Annotated in this window: 15 protein-coding genes; 2 read left to right on the forward strand and 13 right to left on the reverse strand. The window is 71.3% G+C overall.

Annotated elements, in window-relative coordinates; translation table 11 throughout:
- Nucleotides 1-110 precede the first annotated feature (110 nt).
- A complete protein-coding gene (locus AB3X10_RS23160) occupies nt 111-953 on the forward strand; it encodes an ABC transporter ATP-binding protein (RefSeq protein ID WP_369977924.1) in 843 nt (280 codons plus the stop codon).
- A 255-nt stretch (nt 954-1,208) separates the two neighbouring features.
- Here AB3X10_RS23160 and AB3X10_RS23165 read toward each other — a convergent pair whose 3' ends face one another.
- From AB3X10_RS23165 to AB3X10_RS23200, 8 genes are all read right to left on the reverse strand, one after another.
- Complete coding sequence (locus AB3X10_RS23165; RefSeq protein WP_369977926.1) at nt 1,209-2,843, reverse strand: MFS transporter; 1,635 nt, start codon at nt 2,841-2,843, stop codon at nt 1,209-1,211.
- On the reverse strand, nt 2,836-3,255 hold the full coding sequence (locus AB3X10_RS23170) for a DoxX family protein (RefSeq protein ID WP_369977928.1): 420 nt from the start codon (nt 3,253-3,255) through the stop codon (nt 2,836-2,838). Before AB3X10_RS23170 ends, AB3X10_RS23165 begins: the two co-directional genes overlap by 8 nt.
- A gap of 114 nt (nt 3,256-3,369) precedes the next feature.
- Nucleotides 3,370-5,262, reverse strand: coding sequence for an amidohydrolase (locus AB3X10_RS23175; RefSeq protein ID WP_369977930.1), 1,893 nt, complete (start codon nt 5,260-5,262; stop codon nt 3,370-3,372).
- The gene (locus AB3X10_RS23180; RefSeq protein ID WP_369977932.1) at nt 5,255-5,527 is read right to left on the reverse strand and encodes a DUF1427 family protein; all 273 of its coding nucleotides are present in this window, start codon (nt 5,525-5,527) and stop codon (nt 5,255-5,257) included. Before AB3X10_RS23180 ends, AB3X10_RS23175 begins: the two co-directional genes overlap by 8 nt.
- Nucleotides 5,528-5,540: 13 nt before the next feature.
- Entirely contained in the window at nt 5,541-6,191 is a 651-nt protein-coding gene (locus AB3X10_RS23185) for an isochorismatase family protein (protein ID WP_369977934.1), read from the reverse strand.
- Between the two features lie 113 nt (nt 6,192-6,304).
- Complete coding sequence (locus tag AB3X10_RS23190) at nt 6,305-7,729, reverse strand: alginate export family protein (RefSeq protein ID WP_369977936.1); 1,425 nt, start codon at nt 7,727-7,729, stop codon at nt 6,305-6,307.
- Nucleotides 7,730-7,737: 8 nt separating this feature from the next.
- Nucleotides 7,738-8,661 carry a VOC family protein gene (locus tag AB3X10_RS23195; RefSeq protein WP_369977938.1) on the reverse strand — a complete coding sequence of 308 codons (924 nt, stop codon included), beginning with the start codon at nt 8,659-8,661 and terminating at the stop codon, nt 7,738-7,740.
- Nucleotides 8,662-8,821: 160 nt separating this feature from the next.
- Nucleotides 8,822-9,289, reverse strand: coding sequence for a winged helix-turn-helix transcriptional regulator (locus AB3X10_RS23200; RefSeq protein WP_369977940.1), 468 nt, complete (start codon nt 9,287-9,289; stop codon nt 8,822-8,824).
- Nucleotides 9,290-9,451: 162 nt separating this feature from the next.
- Here AB3X10_RS23200 and AB3X10_RS23205 point away from each other — a divergent pair, with 162 nt between their 5' ends.
- On the forward strand, nt 9,452-10,360 hold the full coding sequence (locus AB3X10_RS23205) for an SDR family oxidoreductase (RefSeq protein WP_369977942.1): 909 nt from the start codon (nt 9,452-9,454) through the stop codon (nt 10,358-10,360).
- A gap of 30 nt (nt 10,361-10,390) precedes the next feature.
- Here the strand turns inward: AB3X10_RS23205 and mnmE are convergent, their stop codons facing one another.
- The 5 genes from mnmE to rpmH form a co-directional block, all read right to left on the reverse strand.
- Complete coding sequence (gene mnmE / locus AB3X10_RS23210; protein ID WP_369977944.1) at nt 10,391-11,734, reverse strand: tRNA uridine-5-carboxymethylaminomethyl(34) synthesis GTPase MnmE; 1,344 nt, start codon at nt 11,732-11,734, stop codon at nt 10,391-10,393.
- 26 nt (nt 11,735-11,760) lie between these two features.
- On the reverse strand, nt 11,761-14,493 hold the full coding sequence (locus tag AB3X10_RS23215; protein ID WP_369977946.1) for a polysaccharide deacetylase family protein: 2,733 nt from the start codon (nt 14,491-14,493) through the stop codon (nt 11,761-11,763).
- 97 nt (nt 14,494-14,590) lie between these two features.
- Nucleotides 14,591-16,336, reverse strand: coding sequence for a membrane protein insertase YidC (yidC, locus tag AB3X10_RS23220; RefSeq protein ID WP_369977949.1), 1,746 nt, complete (start codon nt 16,334-16,336; stop codon nt 14,591-14,593).
- 18 nt (nt 16,337-16,354) lie between these two features.
- Nucleotides 16,355-16,792, reverse strand: a complete 438-nt coding sequence (gene rnpA, locus AB3X10_RS23225; RefSeq protein ID WP_369981977.1) for a ribonuclease P protein component — start codon at nt 16,790-16,792, stop codon at nt 16,355-16,357.
- 38 nt (nt 16,793-16,830) lie between these two features.
- Complete coding sequence (gene rpmH / locus AB3X10_RS23230; protein ID WP_003469983.1) at nt 16,831-16,971, reverse strand: 50S ribosomal protein L34; 141 nt, start codon at nt 16,969-16,971, stop codon at nt 16,831-16,833.
- Between the last annotated feature and the right edge of the window lie 258 nt (nt 16,972-17,229).

The following is a 17,229-nucleotide window of genomic DNA, read 5'->3' on the forward strand; positions in this document are numbered from 1 at the left end:
CCGTGTTGGTATAGGAGACATGATGGGGGCAGTGGCGGCAAACTTCACCCGTCGCCTGCGTACGGTATTCAGCCGCTGCGCGCTCTTGATCACAGAACGGTTGCACTTCCATGTCCGTCGCCCTCCCCGATGCAACTCCCATGCCGGCCGCCGCGCCGCTGATCGAACTGGACCGCGCCAGCGTCGTGCGCGGCCAGGTGCGCGTGCTGCACGAGCTGAGCCTGCGCATCGCGCTCGGCCAGCACACCGCGATCCTCGGCCCGAACGGCTGCGGCAAGTCCTCGTTCATCAAGCTGATCACGCGCGAGCTGTACCCGCTGGCGCGGGCCGGCGAAGACCCGCCGGTGCGGGTGCTGGGACAGAGCCGCTGGCAGGTGGACCGGCTGCGCAGCCAGCTGGGCATCGTCACCGGCGACCTCAGCGTCAATCTGGCCGACATGCCCGGGCTGGACGTGGAGAGCGCGGTGCTGTCCGGCTTCTTCGCCAGCTACGTGGTGCCGCCGCACCGCGAGGTGAGCGAGGCGATGCGCGAACGCGCGCGCGAGGCACTGCGGCTGGCGCAGGCGTCGCCGCTGCTGCAGCGGCCGTATGCGGAGCTGTCGGCCGGCGAGACCCGGCGCGTGCTGATCGCGCGCGCCCTGGTCAACCGGCCGCAGGCGCTGCTGCTGGACGAACCCAGCACCGGGCTGGACATGGTCGCGCGCCAGCACCTGCTGGCGACGATGCGCGCGCTCGCCCGCCAGGGCATCACCCTGGTGCTGGTCACCCACCACATCGAGGAGATCGTGCCGGAGATCGAGCGGGTGATCCTGCTGCGCGGCGGCCACGTCTACGCCGACGGCAGCCGCGAGGAGCTGTTGGCCGACGCGCCGCTGTCGGCGGTGTTCGGCGGCCCGGTGCGGGTGCGCCGCGATGGCGCGACCTACAGCGCGAGCGTGGCCGAGGTGGAGTGAGGTGGCGGCGTGGGCTTGTGGCTCGCTTCTCAAGGCCCGGTGCGGTGCGTGAGATGAACCGCCATCGGACCATCGGCGCCGACGCCCACCTCGATCCGGCGACGCCATGACGTCGTTCGTCGCGCCTGATGGCCACGGCCACCAATCGCATCGGCGCTCTCGGTAACGCGCGTCGCGACTGAAGTCGCTCCCACAACAATTGCGTCGTCTGTTGCCTCTACGTCGCCAACCGCAAAAACCCACGCTGAAAAAGCGCTAGCTGCCGCGCCCGGCGACAGTGGGCGGCGACGCCTGCTGCAGGTCCAGCGCCAGGAAATGGTGCACCGCCGGCCGCTCCGGGCCGATGTGGTAGCGCAGCGCCGCGTCCTGCAGGTCGGCGTCGGCATGCGACACGCGCTGGTGCTGGCGCAGGTGTTCGGCCCAGGATTCGACCAGGAACCACTCCATCACCCGTTCCGGCTCGGCGCTGTGCTCGGTGATGCCCCAGGCGTAGGCGCCGTCGCGGCGGCGCTCGCGCGACAGCTCGCGCAAGGCGTGCAGGAACGCCGCGCGGTCGGCGACGCGCACGCGGTATTCGATCTGCACCATGACCGGGCCGCGGTCGTGCGCCACCGGCGCGTTGAGCAGCGGCTCGGGCCAGTGGTTGGACGGCTGCAGGTCGGCCTCGCCCTTGGGCAGGCGCAGGCGGTGGAACGCCAGCGCGACCAGCAGCAGCGCGCCGGCGCCGAGCAGCAGCGTGGCGGCGATGCCGAGCTGCGCGGCGATCAGGCCCCAGCCCAGGCTGCCGCCGGCCATCGCGCCGTTGAACACGGTCAGGTAGACCGCCAGGCCGCGGCCGCGCACCCAGTTCGGCAGCACTGCCTGCGCCACCCCGTTGAGCGTGGTCAGCGCCACGATCCAGCCGACCCCGAGCACCAGCAACAACAGCACCGCGACGGTCTGCGACGGCGTGGTCGCCAGCGCCGCCATGACCGCGGCGGTCAGCACCGCGGCCAGCAGCACCAGGCCGTCGGCATCCAGCCGCTTGCGCAGCTGCGGCAGCACGACCGCGCCGAGGATCGCGCCCACGCCGACGGCGCCGAGCAGCACGCCGTAGAACCCGGCGCTGCCGCCGAGCATGCGCCGCGCCACCAGCGGCAGCAGCGCCCACACCGAGCTGGCGAACACGAAGAACACCGCCGCGCGCAGCAGCACCACGTGCAGCTCGCGGCTGGCGCGGGCATAGCGCAGGCCGGCGCGGAAGGCGCCGAAGAACTGCTCGGACAGGCCGCTGTCGGCCGCCTTGGCGCGCGGCCACCACAGCAGCGCGGCGACCACGAACACGTAGCTGAGCACATCGCTGGCGTAGGCCGCCGCCGCACCCAGGCTGGCCAGCAGCAGGCCGCCGCCGGCTGGTCCCAGCGCACGCGCGATGTTGATGCCCAGCGAGTTCAGCGCCACCGCGTTCTTCAGGTCCGCGCGCGGCACCAGTTCCGGCACGATCGCCTGCCAGGTCGGCCCCATCAGCGCGCCGCCGATGCCGCCGACGAAGGTCAGCGCGACCAGGTATTCGACGGTGAGCGCGCCGGTCCTGGACAGCAGCAGCAGGCTGGCGCTGACGCAGGCCAGCAACAGCTGCACGCAGATCAGGAAGCGGCGCCGGTCGAGGATGTCCGACAGCACGCCGGCCGGGATCGCCAGCAGGAACACCGGCAGTGTCGCCGCGGTCTGCATCAGCGCCACCGCGGCGGGATTGTTGGACAGGTCGGTGACCAGCCAGGAACTGGCGACGTCGCGCATGAAGCTGCCGACGTTGCCGAGCACGGTGGCCGCCCACAGCACCGCGAACACGCGATGCCGCAGCGGGGCGAAGCTGCCGGTGGCCGGCGCGGGTGCGGTGGGCTCAGCCATGCGCGCGCTCGCGCAGGTCGTGCCAGGCCACCAGCACGAAGCCGCCGACCAGGCCCAGGTGCTCGTAGAACGCGTTCATTGCCGCAAAGCGTTGCATGCCGCTCATCTCCCAATAGCGGTTGGCCACGCACGCGGCCACCAGGGTGAACCCGCCCAGCGCCAGCGCGCCCAGCCAACGATACGCGCCGCTCAGGATCAGCAGCGACGCGCCCAGTTCCAGCACGATCACCGCCGCCGCCAGCGGCGCGGCCGGCGCCATGCCGAAGTGCGCCATTTCCGCGACCGCGCCGTCGAAGGCGAAGGCCTTGACCAGCCCGCCCTGCAGATAGGCCGCGCACAGGCCGAGCAGCGCCAGCCAGCGCAGCCATGCCGGGGTCAGGCGCGTGCCGAGCGCATCGGTCGTGTCATGCATGGCGCACGCTCCGCGGGGTGCTGGCGGCCGTGCGCGCGGCCAGCGCGGGACGCGGCACGTTCCGCGCCTCCACGCCGGCCTGCGTGCCGATGCCGCCCGTCGTGCTCATCCGGCTCATACCGCCCAGCACGCGCAACCCAGCGCGCCCCAGAAGCTCTTCAGGTCGGCGATCGGCAGCTGGCTGCTCCACGCGGTGGCGTGCCGGTGCCCATGGATCGTGCAGTCGTGGGCGCAGCCGCAACTGGCAGCGGCCTGCTGCAGCAGTGCCGGCGCCAGCGCCTCGCCCCAGGCGGCGTAGCCGCGGAAGCGGCGCGCCGGCGACCAGTCCGGCATCGGCGGCGGCGGCGGTGCCTCGTCGTAGTCGGCGAACGGCGCGCTGGCCCACACCACCTTGCCGCCGACCATGGTCAGCAGCGCGGTGGTGTCGGCGATGTCGCTTTCCGCACAGCCGAAATAGTCGCGGTCCGGCACCACCAGGTCGGCGAACTGGCCGGCCTGGATGCGGCCCTTCTTGCCTTCCTCGTTGCTGAACCAGGTGACGTGCTCGGTCCACATGCGCAATGCGGTCTCGCGGTCGATGCAGTTGCGCTGCGGATACAGGCGCAGGCCGCCGACGGTGCGCCCGGTCACCAGCCACGCCAGCGACACCCAGGGGTTGTAGGAGGCCACGCGCGTGGCGTCGGTGCCGGCCGAGACCTTGACCCCCTTCTCCAGCATGCGCTTGACCGGCGGCGTCGCCTCGGCCACGCCCATGCCGTAGCGCTCGACGAAATACTCGCCCTGGTAGGCCATGCGGTGCTGCACCGCGATGCCGCCGCCGAGCGCGGCGATACGGTCGATGGAGCGTTCGGAAATGGTTTCGGCGTGGTCGAAGAACCAGTGCAACCCCTGCAGCGGGATCTCCCGGTCCACGCGTTCGAACGCGTCCAGCGCGCGGCTGATGGTCTCGTCGTAGGTGGCGTGCAGGCGCCATGGCCAGCGGTTCTGCGCCAGGATCCGCACCACGTCCTCCAGTTCGTGCTCCATCTGCGGCGGCATGTCCGGGCGCGGCTGGCGGAAGTCCTCGAAGTCGGCGGCGGAGAACACCAGCATCTCGCCGGCGCCATTGTGGCGGAAGTAGTCGTCGCCCTGCTGGTAGCGCGAGCTGGCGGTCCAGGCGAGGAAGTCTTCCTTCTCCTGCTGCGGTTTCTGGGTGAACAGGTTGTAGGCCAGGCGGATGGTCAGCTGGCCGGCGTCGGCCAGTTCCTGGATCACCCTGTAGTCGTCGGGATAGTTCTGGAAACCGCCGCCGGCGTCGATCGCGCCGGTGACGCCGAGCCGGTTCAGTTCGCGCATGAACTGGCGGGTCGAATTGACCTGGTAGTCGTAGGGCAGCGTCGGCCCCTTGGCCAGCGTCGCGTACAGGATCGACGCGTTCGGCTTGGCCAGCAGCAATCCGCTCGGGTTGCCCTCGGCGTCGCGCACGATCTCCCCGCCCGGCGGCGCCGGCGTGTCCTTGCCGTAGCCCACCGCGCGCAGCGCGGCGCCGTTGAGCAGCGCGCGGTCGTACAGGTGCAGCAGGAATACGGGCGTGTCGGGCGCTACGGCATTGAGTTCGGCGATGGTCGGCAGGCGCTTCTCGGCGAACTGGTGCTCGCTGAAGCCGCCGACCACGCGCACCCATTGCGGGGCCGGCGTGATCGCCACCTGCCGGCGCAGCATGTCCATCGCGTCGGCGAGGCTGCGCACGCCGTCCCAGCGCAGTTCCAGGTTGTGGTTGAGGCCGCCGCGGATCAGGTGCAGGTGGTTGTCGATCAGCCCCGGCAGCACGCAGCGGCCATGCAGGTCGATGCGCCGGGTGTGCGCGCCGGCCAACGGCAGGATCTCCGCGTCGCTGCCGACCTGCAGGAAGCGGCCGTCCTTGATCGCCACCGCCTCGGCCGTGGGACGCGCACGGTCCAGGGTGGTGAAGCGGCCGTGGTACAGGATCAGTTCCGGCGCGGCATCGGCTGCATGCGGCTCAGCCATCGCGGCGCTCTCCCGCGGCCGGCGCCCGCGTGCGCTGCGGCAATTCGCCGAACACATGCGGCTTGACCTGGTGCTGGAACCACGAGGTCGGGTTGGCGTCGCTGCGCAGCAGCCGCTGCACCAGCGGCGGCAGCTGCTCGCCGAGCAGGATGCCGAGCAGGCCGACCAGCGCGATCACCGGCGGCGCCGGCGAACGCACCTTGAACAGCGCATAGATCACCCCGACCAGCAGGCCCAGGCCCAGCGATACCAGATAGGTCTTCATCGGCGTGCTCCGCTCAGCCTTCATGGGCGCCGAACATGGCCCGGGCGTAGGTGATGCCCAGGCCGTAGGCGCCGCCGTACTTGCGCGCCACCTCGGTGGTGCTGGCATAGGACGCGGTGCGCGCCCAGTCGCGCTGCAGTTCCAGCAGGTATTGCAGTGCGGTCATCGGCCGCCCGCCAGCCTGCACGATGCGCTCGATCGCGCGGTTGTGGGCCTCGGCCGACACGTCGCCGCAGGCGTCGGCGATCACGTAGACCTCGAAGCCCTGGTCCAGCGCCGACAGCGCCGGGCCGACGATGCACACGCTGGTCCACAGCCCGGCCAGCACGATCCGCGGCTTGCCGATTTCGTTGACCCGCTGGATCACCGCCGCGTCCTCCCAGGTGTTCATCGAGGTGCGGTCGAGCAGCGCCTGGCCCGGGAACGGCGCGACCACTTCGTCGAACATCGGCCCGGAGAAGCTCTTCTCGGCGACCGTGGTCAGGATCGTCGGCACGCCGAAGCTGGCGGCGGCGTTGGCCACCAATGCGGCGTTGGTGCGCAGCGCGCCCGCATCGATCGAGTGCGTGGCGAAGGCCATCTGCGACTGGAAGTCGATCATGATCAGGGTGTGGTCGCCAGGGGCGAGCAAGGTGGCGCCGGGGGTGGGCTGGGCGAGCGGCATGGACGGATCCTGGTGCGGGGGAGAACGCCATGCTGGCGCGCGGCGGCGGCCGCGTCTTGGAGATTCGTGTCGCGCTGTGCGCCAAATGCCCGGCCGCTGCGTGCCGGGCCGCGCTACCAGGCCCAGCGCAGTTCCACGCCGAGATAGTCGCTGTCCCGCGCGCCGGCCTGGCGCAGCGCGCGGCCGACGTCATAGCGCACCGCTTCCAGCGCCGCGGTGAGCTGCGGCGACAAGGGACGCTGCAGCCGCAGTTGCGTGTAGCGGCCGGTCCAGCGCCCGCCCTGGCCGGCGCTGCCGGCCACCGGCAGATTCGGCTGCAGGTAGACCGCATCGGCGGTGGTCTGCCGCCACAGCAATCCCACCGCCAGCGTCGCGGTCAGCGCTGGCGCGGCCTGCCATTGCAGCGATGGCTTCAGGTGCACAAGATTGCTGTAGCCGGTGTAGCCGGCGAGCGCGAAGTAGTAGCCGTTCGGGAACAGCGGATTGAACGTGCCCACGCGGCCGTCGCCGGCATGCGCGTCGCCGGACGCGGCATCCAGTTGCAGGCCCAGCCGCGGCCGCACCGCGAACCCGGTCAGCGTGTAGCCGCTGCGCGCGCCGAACGCCCAGGCACGGATCGCCTGCTGGCCGACGCTGCCGCGCTGCGCCATCGCTTCCACGTCCCAGTCCACGCCGCTGGCGGCACCGGCGAAGCGCAGATCGAACACATGGCGGCGTTCGCGCCCGCCACCTTCCAGGTAATGCGCCTGGTCGCGTGCGTACAGCGCGTAGTAGGCGGACAGTTCGTTGTCGCCGAACACCTTGCGCTCGGCGCGCAAGGTGCCGAAGCGCACGCCGCGGCTGGAGCGGTCGTCGAAGGCGCGCGCGTCGGCGTACTGCACCGGCTGGCTGAGGAAACCGAGCACGCGCCAGCGCGCGGTTTCCCAATCGGCCCAGACCGCGTCGAACGACTGGCGCACGTTGGGGCCATCGCGCGAGGACACGAAGCGCTGCAGATCGAAGGCGAAATCCTGCCGCCCCACCCGCGCCTTGAAGGTGCCACTGGCGAAGGCGCGCTGGTAGGCGACGAAGCCCAGGCGCAGGTCGAGCCGGTTCTGGTCGGCCGCGGAACGTTGGCGCTTGGCATAGGCGCGCACGTCCTCGAGTTGCGCGAACGCCTGCCAGCGGCTGCCCAGGCGAAGGTCGGCATGCACCTGCAGGCGCTGCAGCAGATAGGCATCGGCGGCGTCGCCGGTGCCCAGGCCGGGCGCGTCGTTCGACTCGAAGCGCTCGCGCAGGTTGGCGCCCAGCGACAGGTAGCGCTGCGGATCGTCCGCATCCAGCGGCAGATACTTCAGCCGATCCAGCGGCGCCTGGCGCAAGGCCGGATCGGCCAATGCCGACCAGTCCTCCTGCCAGCGGTTGGTGCTCGGAAGCGGCCGTGTCGCCGGCGCGGACGCTTGCGCCTCCGGCTCCTCGGCGCAGGCCGGCGCGGCCATCGCCATGGTCCAGGCAAGCGCCAGCAGCGCGCCGTGCCGCATGCGCTCGGCGCCGCGCATGCCCCGGCTCAATGCGCCAGCGGGCTATGGATCTCGGCGACGTAGCCGCCCGGGAATTCCACCACCGCACTGCGCCGGTCCTGGCTGGCGAACGGCGCCACCAGCACCTGCACGCCAGCGGCCCTGGCCTTGTCCAGGGTCTGCTGCAGGTCCTCGACTTCGTAGCCGGTGGTCTCGCGCCCGTACGGATACGGCAGGTGGCCGTCGCTGACCGCCACCGTGGTCTTGCCGAACTCCGAGAGCAGGCGGATACGCCGGTAATGCTCGCCGGGGCGGCCGATCTCCTGGCCCGGCACCTGCCGCGCATCGTCCACGACCTTGCCGTGAGAGAAGGCGAGGAAGCTGCGCACGAAGGCGTCGGCGCGATCCGGCGACAGGTACACGCGATTCTCCGGCAGCGCGCGGAACGCCGCGTACGACGGCGCGGTGGTATGCCAGTACAGCTGCGTGTTGACCCCGCCCGGCCACTGCACCACCGCATCGCGGCCGATCGGATCGGGGAACGGCGCGACCAGCACGTCGGCGCCGGCGGCGCGCGCCGCGGCCACGGCCTGGTCCAGGTCGCGGACCAGCAGGCCGTTGCGCTCGGCGCCGAACGGATGTGGGATCGGCGTGGTGAAGCCGAACAGCGACACCGTGCCGACCGGGGTCTGCAACAGCTGCGAGGTGGTGCTGCTCGGGGTCGGCGTCACCGTCGCCACCACCTGGCGCGTGCTGCTGCCGCCAAAGGTGGCCAGGAAACTGGCGACGAAACGTTCCACGTCGGCAGGCGCGACGTACACATGGGTGGTGTCGTACTGCGGGGCGACCGCGACCGGCGGCGTGGCGGCGATGCGCGCGGCCGCCGGCGGCGAGTGCGCGGCCATCGCGGCGAACGCGTTGAGCGACAGCAGGCTCGACGACAGCAGGGCGGCGACGATTTTCGAACGCATACGGACACTTCCTCGGCTGCAGCGAAGACCGGCGCCGCGGCAACGGCACTGGCAGCCGGCACGCGATGCGCCGGCAACGGCATGCTGCGCGAGGATGGGAGGCGCGTATTGGAAATTGGCGCGGTCTTGCTTCGCCGTGCGCCCAGCGGCGCGGCGCCGGCTACGCGCGACGACGGCTGTCGCTCGCCATGGCCGTCGCACCCGGCAGTCCGCTTTCGAAGGCGGCACGCGCCGCGCGCACCGCGGCGTGATTGGCCTCGGCCCACCGCACCAGTTGCGCCAGCGGCTCGGCCAACGACTGCCCCAGCGCGGTCAGCCGGTACTCCACGCCCGGCGGCACCAGCGGCAGCACCTCGCGCGCGACCAGGCCCTCGCGCTGCAGGTCGCGCAGGGTCTGGGTCAGCATGCGCTGGGAAATGTCCGGCACCGCGCGGCGCAGTTCGCCGAAGCGCTGCGCGCGCTCGGCCAGCAGCAGCAGGAACAGCGTGCTCCACTTGTCGCCGATCTGCGCCAGCACGTCGCGTACCGGGCACTGGTCGATCTGCAGGCCGTCGCGCCGGTAGACGTGCAGCTTCTGGCTCAGCGGCGGCTCGGCGGCGGCGGCGGCAGGCGACGCGGTGACGGACATGGTGGTTACCTCGACGTAATCAGGGGCGGAAAAAGTGCCGTATTTACAGCCTGGCCACTCTCTCTACTATGCACCTGGTTCCTTTTGCAGACCACCGCAGCCCGCTCCGGGTCGGCACCACCCGATCGGCGCCACGCACCGCACCTCCACCAAGGAAACTCCATGTCCGCTCATCCCGATTCCCTGCTCGTCACCGGCGCCGGCGGCCAGTTCGGCCAGCGCGTGCTGGCGCATCTGCTGGACACGCTGCAACTGCCGCCGACGCGCGTCGTCGCCCTGACCCGTCGTCCCGAAACCCTGGGCGCCTGGGCCGCGCGCGGCGTCGAGGTCCGCCACGGCGACTTCGACGCCCCCGCATCGCTCGACACCGCGTTCGCAGGCGTGGGACGCCTGCTGCTGATCAGCACCGATGCGATCGACCGCCCCGGCCATCGCCTCGCGCAGCACCGGGCCGCGATCGCCGCCGCCGCGCGCGCCGGGGTCCGCCATCTGGTCTACACCTCCTGCCCGGAACCGCACGATTCGCCGCTGCTGATCGCGCCCGACCACGCCGGCACCGAGGACGCGCTGGCCGCCAGCACCCTGCCCGGCTGGACCGTGCTGCGCAACCACTGGTACTTCGAGAACCTGTTCATGAGCCTGCGCTCGGTGCTGGCCTCCGGCCACTGGTACAGCGCCGCCGGCGACGGCCGCATCGCCCACATCGCCCGCGACGACCTGGCGCGCGCGGCCGCGGTGGCCCTGGCCGGCGGCGGCGAGGGCAAGCGCACGCTGACCCTCAGCGGCGCGCAGGCCTACACCACCGCCGAGATCGCGGAGCTGGTCGCGCAGACCGTCGGCAAGCCGATCCAGGTGGTGCCGGTGCCGGTCGAAGGGCTGGTCCAGGGCATGGTCGGCGCCGGCCTGCCGGAGCCGCTGGCGCGCGCGCTGGCCTCGTTCGACAGCAACACCGCCGCCGGCCGCGTGGTCACCGTCACCGGCGATTACCAGGCGCTCACCGGGCAGGCGCCGCAGCCGTTCGAACAGTGGCTGCAGGCCAACCGCGTGCAACTGGCCGCGCTGGCGCCCTGAGCGCGCGGCATCGGCACGCGGGGCCGCGCCCTACTTGCCGATGCAGAAGCTGGAAAAGATCCGCCCCAGCAGGTCGTCGGCGCTGAGGTGGCCGACGATCTCGCCGAGCGCGGCGTGCGCCAGGCGCAGTTCCTCGGCGGCCAGTTCCAGCCGCTCGTAGCCCAGTTCGGCCGCCGCCGCCGCGGCATGCCCGGCGGCGCGCTGCAAGGCGTCGACGTGGCGCGCACGCGCGGAGAACTCGCCGTCGCTGCCGTCGCCGGCGGCCTGTCCGGCGATCGCGCGCAGCTGCGCGTGCAACTGCTCGAGGCCGCTGCCGGTGGCGGCGGACACATGTACGGTGTCGGCGGTCGCATCGGGCACCGCGTCGAGCAGGTCGCTCTTGTTGTGGATCCACAGCCGCTGCGGCACGCCGGCGATGGCTTCGGCGATCGCGGCGCGGCCGGCATCGGCCTCGCGCGCGTCGAGCACGATCAGCGCCAGGTCGGCGCGCTGCAGTTCCAGCCGCGCGCGGCGCATGCCTTCGCGCTCGATCGCGTCGCCGCCGTCGCGCAGGCCCGCGGTATCCACCAGGGTCAGCTCGACCCCGTCCAGGCGCACGGTCTCGCGCAAGGTGTCGCGGGTGGTGCCGGCGATGTCGGTGACGATGGCGCGCTCGCTGCCGGCCAGCGCGTTGAGCAGCGAACTCTTGCCCGCGTTCGGCGGCCCCACCAGCACCGCGTGCAGGCCGTCGCGCAGGCGCCGGCCGCGCTCGGCCTCCAGCAGCAGCTGCGCCAGGTCGGTGCGCGCCTGCGCCAGGCCGGCACGGACCTGGTCGCCGCCGAGCGTGTCCAGCGATTCGTCGGCGAAATCGATCGCCGCCTCGGTGTGGATGCGCAAGCGCAGCAGGTGTTCGGCCAGGGCCTCGACCCGGCGCGAGAACACTCCGTCCAGCGACCGCCGCGCCGCGCGCGCCGCGCGCAGGTCGCCGGCGGCGATCAGGTCGGCGATCGCCTCGGCCTGGGCCAGGTCCAGCTTGCGGTTGAGGAAGGCGCGCTCGCTGAACTCGCCGGGCCGCGCCGGCCGCGCGCCGAGTTCGCAGCAGCGCGCCACCAGTTGCCGCAGCAGCACCGGGCTGCCGTGCGCCTGCAGTTCCAGCACGTCTTCGCCGGTGAAGCTGCGCGGCGCCGGGAACCACAGCGCGATGCCGTCGTCGAGCGTGTCGCCATGCGCATCGCGAAAGCGCGCGTAGCGCGCCGTGCGCGGGGCCAGCGCGCCCAGGCCCAGGCCGGCGCCGATCGCCGCGGCCAGGCGCCCGGACACGCGCACCACGCCGACGCCACCCGCGCCCGGCGCGGTGGCGATGGCGGCGATGGTGTCGGCGGCGGCGTGCGGCATGGCGAAGGTCCCGGCGGCGCTGCAGGCTACAACGTCTGCAGCTGGGTGCGCGCGTACGCCGCCGACGCGCCGCCGGGCTGCAGTTCCAGATAGGTCTGGAACGCATGCTTGGCCTTGGCCGCGTCGCCCATCTGCCGGTACGCATCGCCCAGGTTGATGTAGGCCACCGCGCGCGAGGGATCGATCTTCAGCGTGTTCTCCAGCCAGCGCGCGGCCTGCGCGTACTTGCCCTGGCGGTAGTAGATGAAGCCGAGGTTGTTGGCCGCCAGCGCGAAATCCGGGCGCAGCTTCAGCGCCTCGGTGAACTGCGCCTCGGCCTCGTCGTAGCGCTTTTCCTTGTACAGCTGCAGGCCGCGGTCGTTGGCGCGCTGCGCGCGCTGGCGATCGGACAGTGGCCCGGCCGCGACCGGCACCGCCAGCGGCCGCTCGCCGCCCTGCAGGTCCTTGACCAGCACGGTCGGCTTGGCCGCCGGCGCGGCATCCGCCGCGGCCGGCGCGCTGGCGGCCAGCGCGGGCGCCGGCGCCGCCGCATCGACGCGGTCGTTCATCGCGATCGCCGCCGAGGACAGCTGCTGGGTGCTGGCGGTCAGGAATTCGTCGCCCTCCGGCACCTGCAGCACGAACTCGCCGCCCTGCGAGCCGGGCAGGCTGCCGAACGCCGGCGTCTGCGGCGAGATGCTCGACACCGCCGGCGCCACGTACGCGGCCAGTTCGGTGCCGGTGATCAGGCCGTCGCCGTTGAGATCGCCCTTGCCCGACAGCGCCTGCAGCAGCACCCAGGTGAACACCGAATGGCCGTTGGGGCCGCTGTCGGCGACCTGCTGGTCGGCGCCGCCGGCGGTGAGCATCTGCCGCGCCACGCGCCGCGCGTTCTCGCGCAGGTAGGCGCCGGTGCCGCCGCCGCCGCGGGTCAGGCCCAGGCCGCTGTAGCAGGCGTCCATCACGAACAGCACGTGCTTGGCTTCCAGGCTCTCGGCGATGTCCTGGATCTCGGTCATCGGGATCGCATCGGTGGCGAACTGCGCCGGGTCCGAATCGGCCGGCACGATGTAGCCGAGGTCGCGCCCGGAGGCGAGCTTGCGGGTGGCGCCGTGCCCGGCGAAGAACACGAACACGCGATCGTTCTTGCCCACCCCGCCGTGCGCCAGGCGGTCGTGGAACGCGGCCAGGATGTTGTTGCGGGTGGCCTCCTGGTTCTTCAGCACGATCACCTGCGAGGACGGGAAGCCGAAGCTGCCGGTCAGGGTCTGCGCGATCGCCTGCGCGTCGTTGGCCGCGTACTGCAGCTTGGGCCAGCGCGCGTAGTCGTCGATGCCGATCACGATCGCCCACGACTTGTCGTAGCCGCTGGTCACCGCCGGCGCCGCGGCGTTGGCCGCCGCGCGCGCCACGCTGAAATCGCGCCCGTTCCAGGCGGCGAACTGGTAGCCGTCGGCGCTGAGCCGGTCCAGGATCTGCGGCAGCGCCTTGACCGTGCGTGCGTGGATGTCGTGGAACAGCAGGATGCCGCGCTGCTCGCGGCCGACCTGCTCGAGCACGCGCTGCACGATCGATTCGGGCACCGGGTCGGCCCAGTCCAGCGAGTCCACGTTCCACATCACCGATTTCAACCCGGCCTCGCCCAGGATCTGCATGCCCTCGGCGTTGCGCGCGCCGTACGGGAAGCGGAACAGCGGCGCGCGCTTGGCATCGACCGCGCGCAGCATGCGGTCGGTGTCCAGGATCTGGCTGCGCAGCGCGGCGCCGGTCTCCTTGGACAGCTGCGCGTGGGTCAGGCTGTGGTTGCCGACCGTATAGCCCTGCTCCATCAGCTCGCGGCTGACGCTGGCCAGCGGCGCCAGTTCGACCTTGCCGTCGGCATCGAGCTTGCCCAGGTTGCGGCCGACCTCGAAGAACGTGGCCGGCACGTCGTAGCGCTTGAGGATGGCGACGATCTCGTCGGTGTACTCGCGGTGCGGGCCGTCGTCGAAGCTCAGCACCACGGTCTTCGGCGGCAGGTCGCGGCCGAACACCTCGCGGTCGCTGTCTTTCATCGACATCGGATACGGCGTGATCACCCCGTAGTCGCGCAGGATGCGCTCGCGCGTGTACAGCGTGCCCAGGTGGGCGACGTAGTCCTCCCACTTCTCGCGCTTCTGCACGATCGCGCGGGTGCGGTCGAAGCGGCTGAAGATCGCGGTGATCTCGCGGTTGTAGGTGCGCTCGATCTCGTCCAGCGCCTCCAGGTCCTCGCCGATGCGCTGGTGCAGCTTGATCGCCGGCAGCGAGGAGTCCTTGCCGATGCGCGCCTGCCAGTCGGCCAGGATCTCGCGGAACGCGAGGCGGTCGGCGTCGTACAGGTCCGGCGCCGATTCGACGTAGTCCAGCAGCGCGCCGACCGCGGCGAAGCGCTGCGCGTCCGGCTGCGCCAGCAGCGCATCGAATTGCCTGGCCAACGCGTCGCGCCGCTCCAGTCCCTCGTGGAACAGTTGCTGGCCGACGCCGCTGGAGGTCTGCCGCTCGGCCGGCGACTGCTTGGCCTCGTCGGCGAGCAACACGATGATCTTGCGCTGCGCCGCCAGCTGTTCCTGCAGCTGCGCCTGGATCGCCGTGGCCTGCGCCTGCAGCGCCGGCGAACCCGGCATCGGCGCGGCCGCCGGCGCATGCGTGGCCGCTGCGGCCCCGGCATCGGCCGGCGTGCGCTGGCAGCCGGCCAGCGCGAAGGCGAGCAGGCAGCAGGTGGCGAGGGACAACGGGAAGACGCAACGGCGGTCGTGCATGACCGGGGACTCGCGAAGACGGTGACGGAAGGACACGCGCGCCGCATTTGCCGCGGCCACATGCGCAACGCCCGCCTTGCGGCGGGCGTTGTCGGGTTTACTTCTTGGGCTTGGCCGGCGCCTTGGCGCCGCTCCCGGCCGCTGCGGTAGCCGGCTCGCCGTGGCGCTTGGTCATCCACCATTGCTGCAGCAGGCCCAGCGAACCGTTGGTGACCCAGTACAGCACCAGGCCCGAGGGCACGAAGGCCATCATCACGCCGAACACCAGAGGCATGAACTGCATCATCCGCGCCTGCATCGGGTCCATGCCCGGCGACGGCGTCAGCTTCTGCGTCAGCCACATCACCGCCACGTTGATCACCGGCAGGATGAAGTACGGATCGCGCGCGGTCAGGTCCTGGATCCAGGCGAACCACGGCGCCTGGCGCAGCTCCACCGATTCCACCAGCACCCAGTACAGCGCGAAGAAGATCGGCATCTGCACCAGCACCGGCAGGCAGCCGCCCATGGGGTTGATCTTCTCCTTCTTGTACAGCTCCATCATCGCGGTCTGGAACTTCTGCTTGTCGTCGCCGTAGCGCTCCTTGAGCTGCTGGATGCGCGGCTGGAACTTGCGCATCTTGGCCATGCTCTTGTACTGCGCGGCCGACAGCGGATACAGCACCAGCTTCAGCAGGATCACCAGGCCGACGATCGACCAGCCCCAGTTGCCGAGCAGCGTGTGCAGGTGGCTGAGCACCCAGAACAGGCCCTGGCCGAGCAGCGCCGGCAACGTGAAACGGCTGTAGTCGACCACGCGGTCAAGACCTTTCACCTGTTCCTTGGCGATCTGATCCACCAGCTTCGGGCCGACCCACAGCCGCGCCTCGGTGCTGGCGCGCCCGCCCGGCGCGACGGTGAAGGCCGGGCCGCGCGCTTCGATCACGTGGCGCGGGCCGTCGTTGGACAGCACGTACAGCGCGTCCTGATCGGTTTGCGGGACCCAGGCAGTGAAGAAGTGATGCTGCAGCAGCGCGATCCAGCCGCCCTTGATGGTCTGGTTGACCGGGCCGTCTTCCAGGAAGTCCTTGAACGCGCGGCGCTGGTAGCCGTCCTGCGCGCTGAACCAGGTGGCGCCGTTGAAGCTGAAGGAATCGGGGTTGGTCATGCCGCGGCTGACGATGGTCGGCACCCGGCTCAGCTTGCGGAACACATAGCCCTGCCACGGCTTGCTGCCCTGGTTGACGATCTCGTCCTTGATCTGCACCGCGTAATGGCCGCGCTGCACGGTGTAGACGCGGCGGATGCTGATCCCGTCCGGGCCGTTCCACACGAACGGCACCTGCAGCGCGTCCTGGCCCTTGGCCAGCACGTACTCCTTGCCCGGCTGCTCGGGGCGGAAGCCGCCCGGACCGGGCGACGGCGCGTTGTGCTCGCCGACCCAGCCGCTGGTGGCGGTGTACGGATGCACCGGGTCCTCGGTCAGCAGCGCCACCGGCGGGCTGCCGGGCTGCTTGGTCTGCGGGAACAGCAGCAGATCCGCGTCGAACACGCTGCGCCCGTCCAGGGTCAGGTGCAGCACGTCGGTGGTGATGGTGACCCGCGGCGCGGCGCCGGCGGCCGGCACCGCGCTGGTCTCGGCGGTCGCGCCCGGCACCGTCGCGGCACCGGGCACCACGGCGCGCGGCACGGCCGGCGTGCCGGTGGCGCCGGCATCGGCGTCCTGCGCGGGCGGCAGCGTGGTCGCGGCCGCAATGGCGGTCGCATCGGCCGCAGGCGCGGCGTGCTCCTTGTTCCACTCCATCCACAACAGGGCCGCGACCATCAGCCAGGCAAAGATCAGGAAAAGGCGGGTCTGGTTCATCGGACAGGCAAGCTCGGCTCAGCCAGAAACGGGTTCTGACTTGGAAGTGGGGGAAGAAGGAGAGATGGGCGGCGGCATTGTGCCGTCCGCAGCCGGGGCCGGCAATGCGCCGGCGCGTCGCAGCAGGCGCAGGTAGGCCTGGCGCAGCTGTTCGCCGCTGGCCTGGGCGGCGGCGCTGCGCGCCACCACCACATAGTCGCCCGGCGCCAGCCACGGCAGCAGTTGCCGGGTGGCGTCGCGCAGCACGCGCTTGATGCGGTTGCGCACCACCGCGCGCTTGTCGACCTTGCGCGACACGGCCAGGCCGAGCCGCGCGGGATGGTCGGCGCTGCGCCAGTGCAGGCTCATCAACGGTTCGGAGCAGCGGCGCGCGGCATCGAACACGACGCGGTATTCCGCAGACGTGCGAACCCGCGCAGAGCGAGGAAATCGCCTACGCGGGTCGGGATGATTCACGGTCCGGATTGCAGGCGCCGCCTGGGGCGGCGAAGCAATCAAGCGCTAAGGCGCTTGCGGCCCTTGGCGCGGCGACGGGCCAGGATCTTGCGGCCGTCGGCGGTCGCCATACGGGCACGGAAGCCGTGGTCGCGCTTGCGCTTGAGGTTGCTGGGCTGGAATGTGCGCTTGGTGGCCATCGGGGCGCTCTGTCTGAATGAGGCGGAAAGAACCGGAAATTCTATAGAACCAACCGGGGCGCGGTCAACTGCCTTCTATCCGGCGCCACGACGGCCGCGATGCGCAGCCTGTGGATGGATCTGTGAATAGATGCGGGAAAACCATTCCCGACCTAGCGCGCCGATGGTAGTCTGGCCCATCCGCTTTCCTCTTTTCACCGGCCGAGTGCGCCGCGATGTTTCGCGCCTCACGCCTGGTCTCTCAATGAATTACATCTG

It is taken from the genome of Xanthomonas sp. DAR 80977, assembly GCF_041240605.1.
In the GTDB taxonomy this organism is placed as follows: Bacteria; Pseudomonadota; Gammaproteobacteria; order Xanthomonadales; family Xanthomonadaceae; genus Xanthomonas_A; species Xanthomonas_A bundabergensis.

Coding starts and splice junctions, on each gene's coding strand:
- AB3X10_RS23195 (WP_369977938.1), bottom strand. CDS start 8,661: ATGCGTTCGAAAATCGTCGCCGCCCTGCTGTCGTCGAGCCTGCTGTCG.
- AB3X10_RS23190 (WP_369977936.1), bottom strand. CDS start 7,729: ATGCGCGGCGCCGAGCGCATGCGGCACGGCGCGCTGCTGGCGCTTGCC.
- AB3X10_RS23180 (WP_369977932.1), bottom strand. CDS start 5,527: ATGAAGACCTATCTGGTATCGCTGGGCCTGGGCCTGCTGGTCGGGGTG.
- mnmE (WP_369977944.1), bottom strand. CDS start 11,734: ATGCCGCACGCCGCCGCCGACACCATCGCCGCCATCGCCACCGCGCCG.
- rpmH (WP_003469983.1), bottom strand. CDS start 16,971: ATGGCCACCAAGCGCACATTCCAGCCCAGCAACCTCAAGCGCAAGCGC.
- AB3X10_RS23185 (WP_369977934.1), bottom strand. CDS start 6,191: ATGCCGCTCGCCCAGCCCACCCCCGGCGCCACCTTGCTCGCCCCTGGC.
- AB3X10_RS23160 (WP_369977924.1), top strand. CDS start 111: ATGTCCGTCGCCCTCCCCGATGCAACTCCCATGCCGGCCGCCGCGCCG.
- AB3X10_RS23205 (WP_369977942.1), top strand. CDS start 9,452: ATGTCCGCTCATCCCGATTCCCTGCTCGTCACCGGCGCCGGCGGCCAG.
- AB3X10_RS23165 (WP_369977926.1), bottom strand. CDS start 2,843: ATGGCTGAGCCCACCGCACCCGCGCCGGCCACCGGCAGCTTCGCCCCG.
- AB3X10_RS23170 (WP_369977928.1), bottom strand. CDS start 3,255: ATGCATGACACGACCGATGCGCTCGGCACGCGCCTGACCCCGGCATGG.
- AB3X10_RS23200 (WP_369977940.1), bottom strand. CDS start 9,289: ATGTCCGTCACCGCGTCGCCTGCCGCCGCCGCCGCCGAGCCGCCGCTG.
- AB3X10_RS23215 (WP_369977946.1), bottom strand. CDS start 14,493: ATGCACGACCGCCGTTGCGTCTTCCCGTTGTCCCTCGCCACCTGCTGC.
- AB3X10_RS23175 (WP_369977930.1), bottom strand. CDS start 5,262: ATGGCTGAGCCGCATGCAGCCGATGCCGCGCCGGAACTGATCCTGTAC.
- yidC (WP_369977949.1), bottom strand. CDS start 16,336: ATGAACCAGACCCGCCTTTTCCTGATCTTTGCCTGGCTGATGGTCGCG.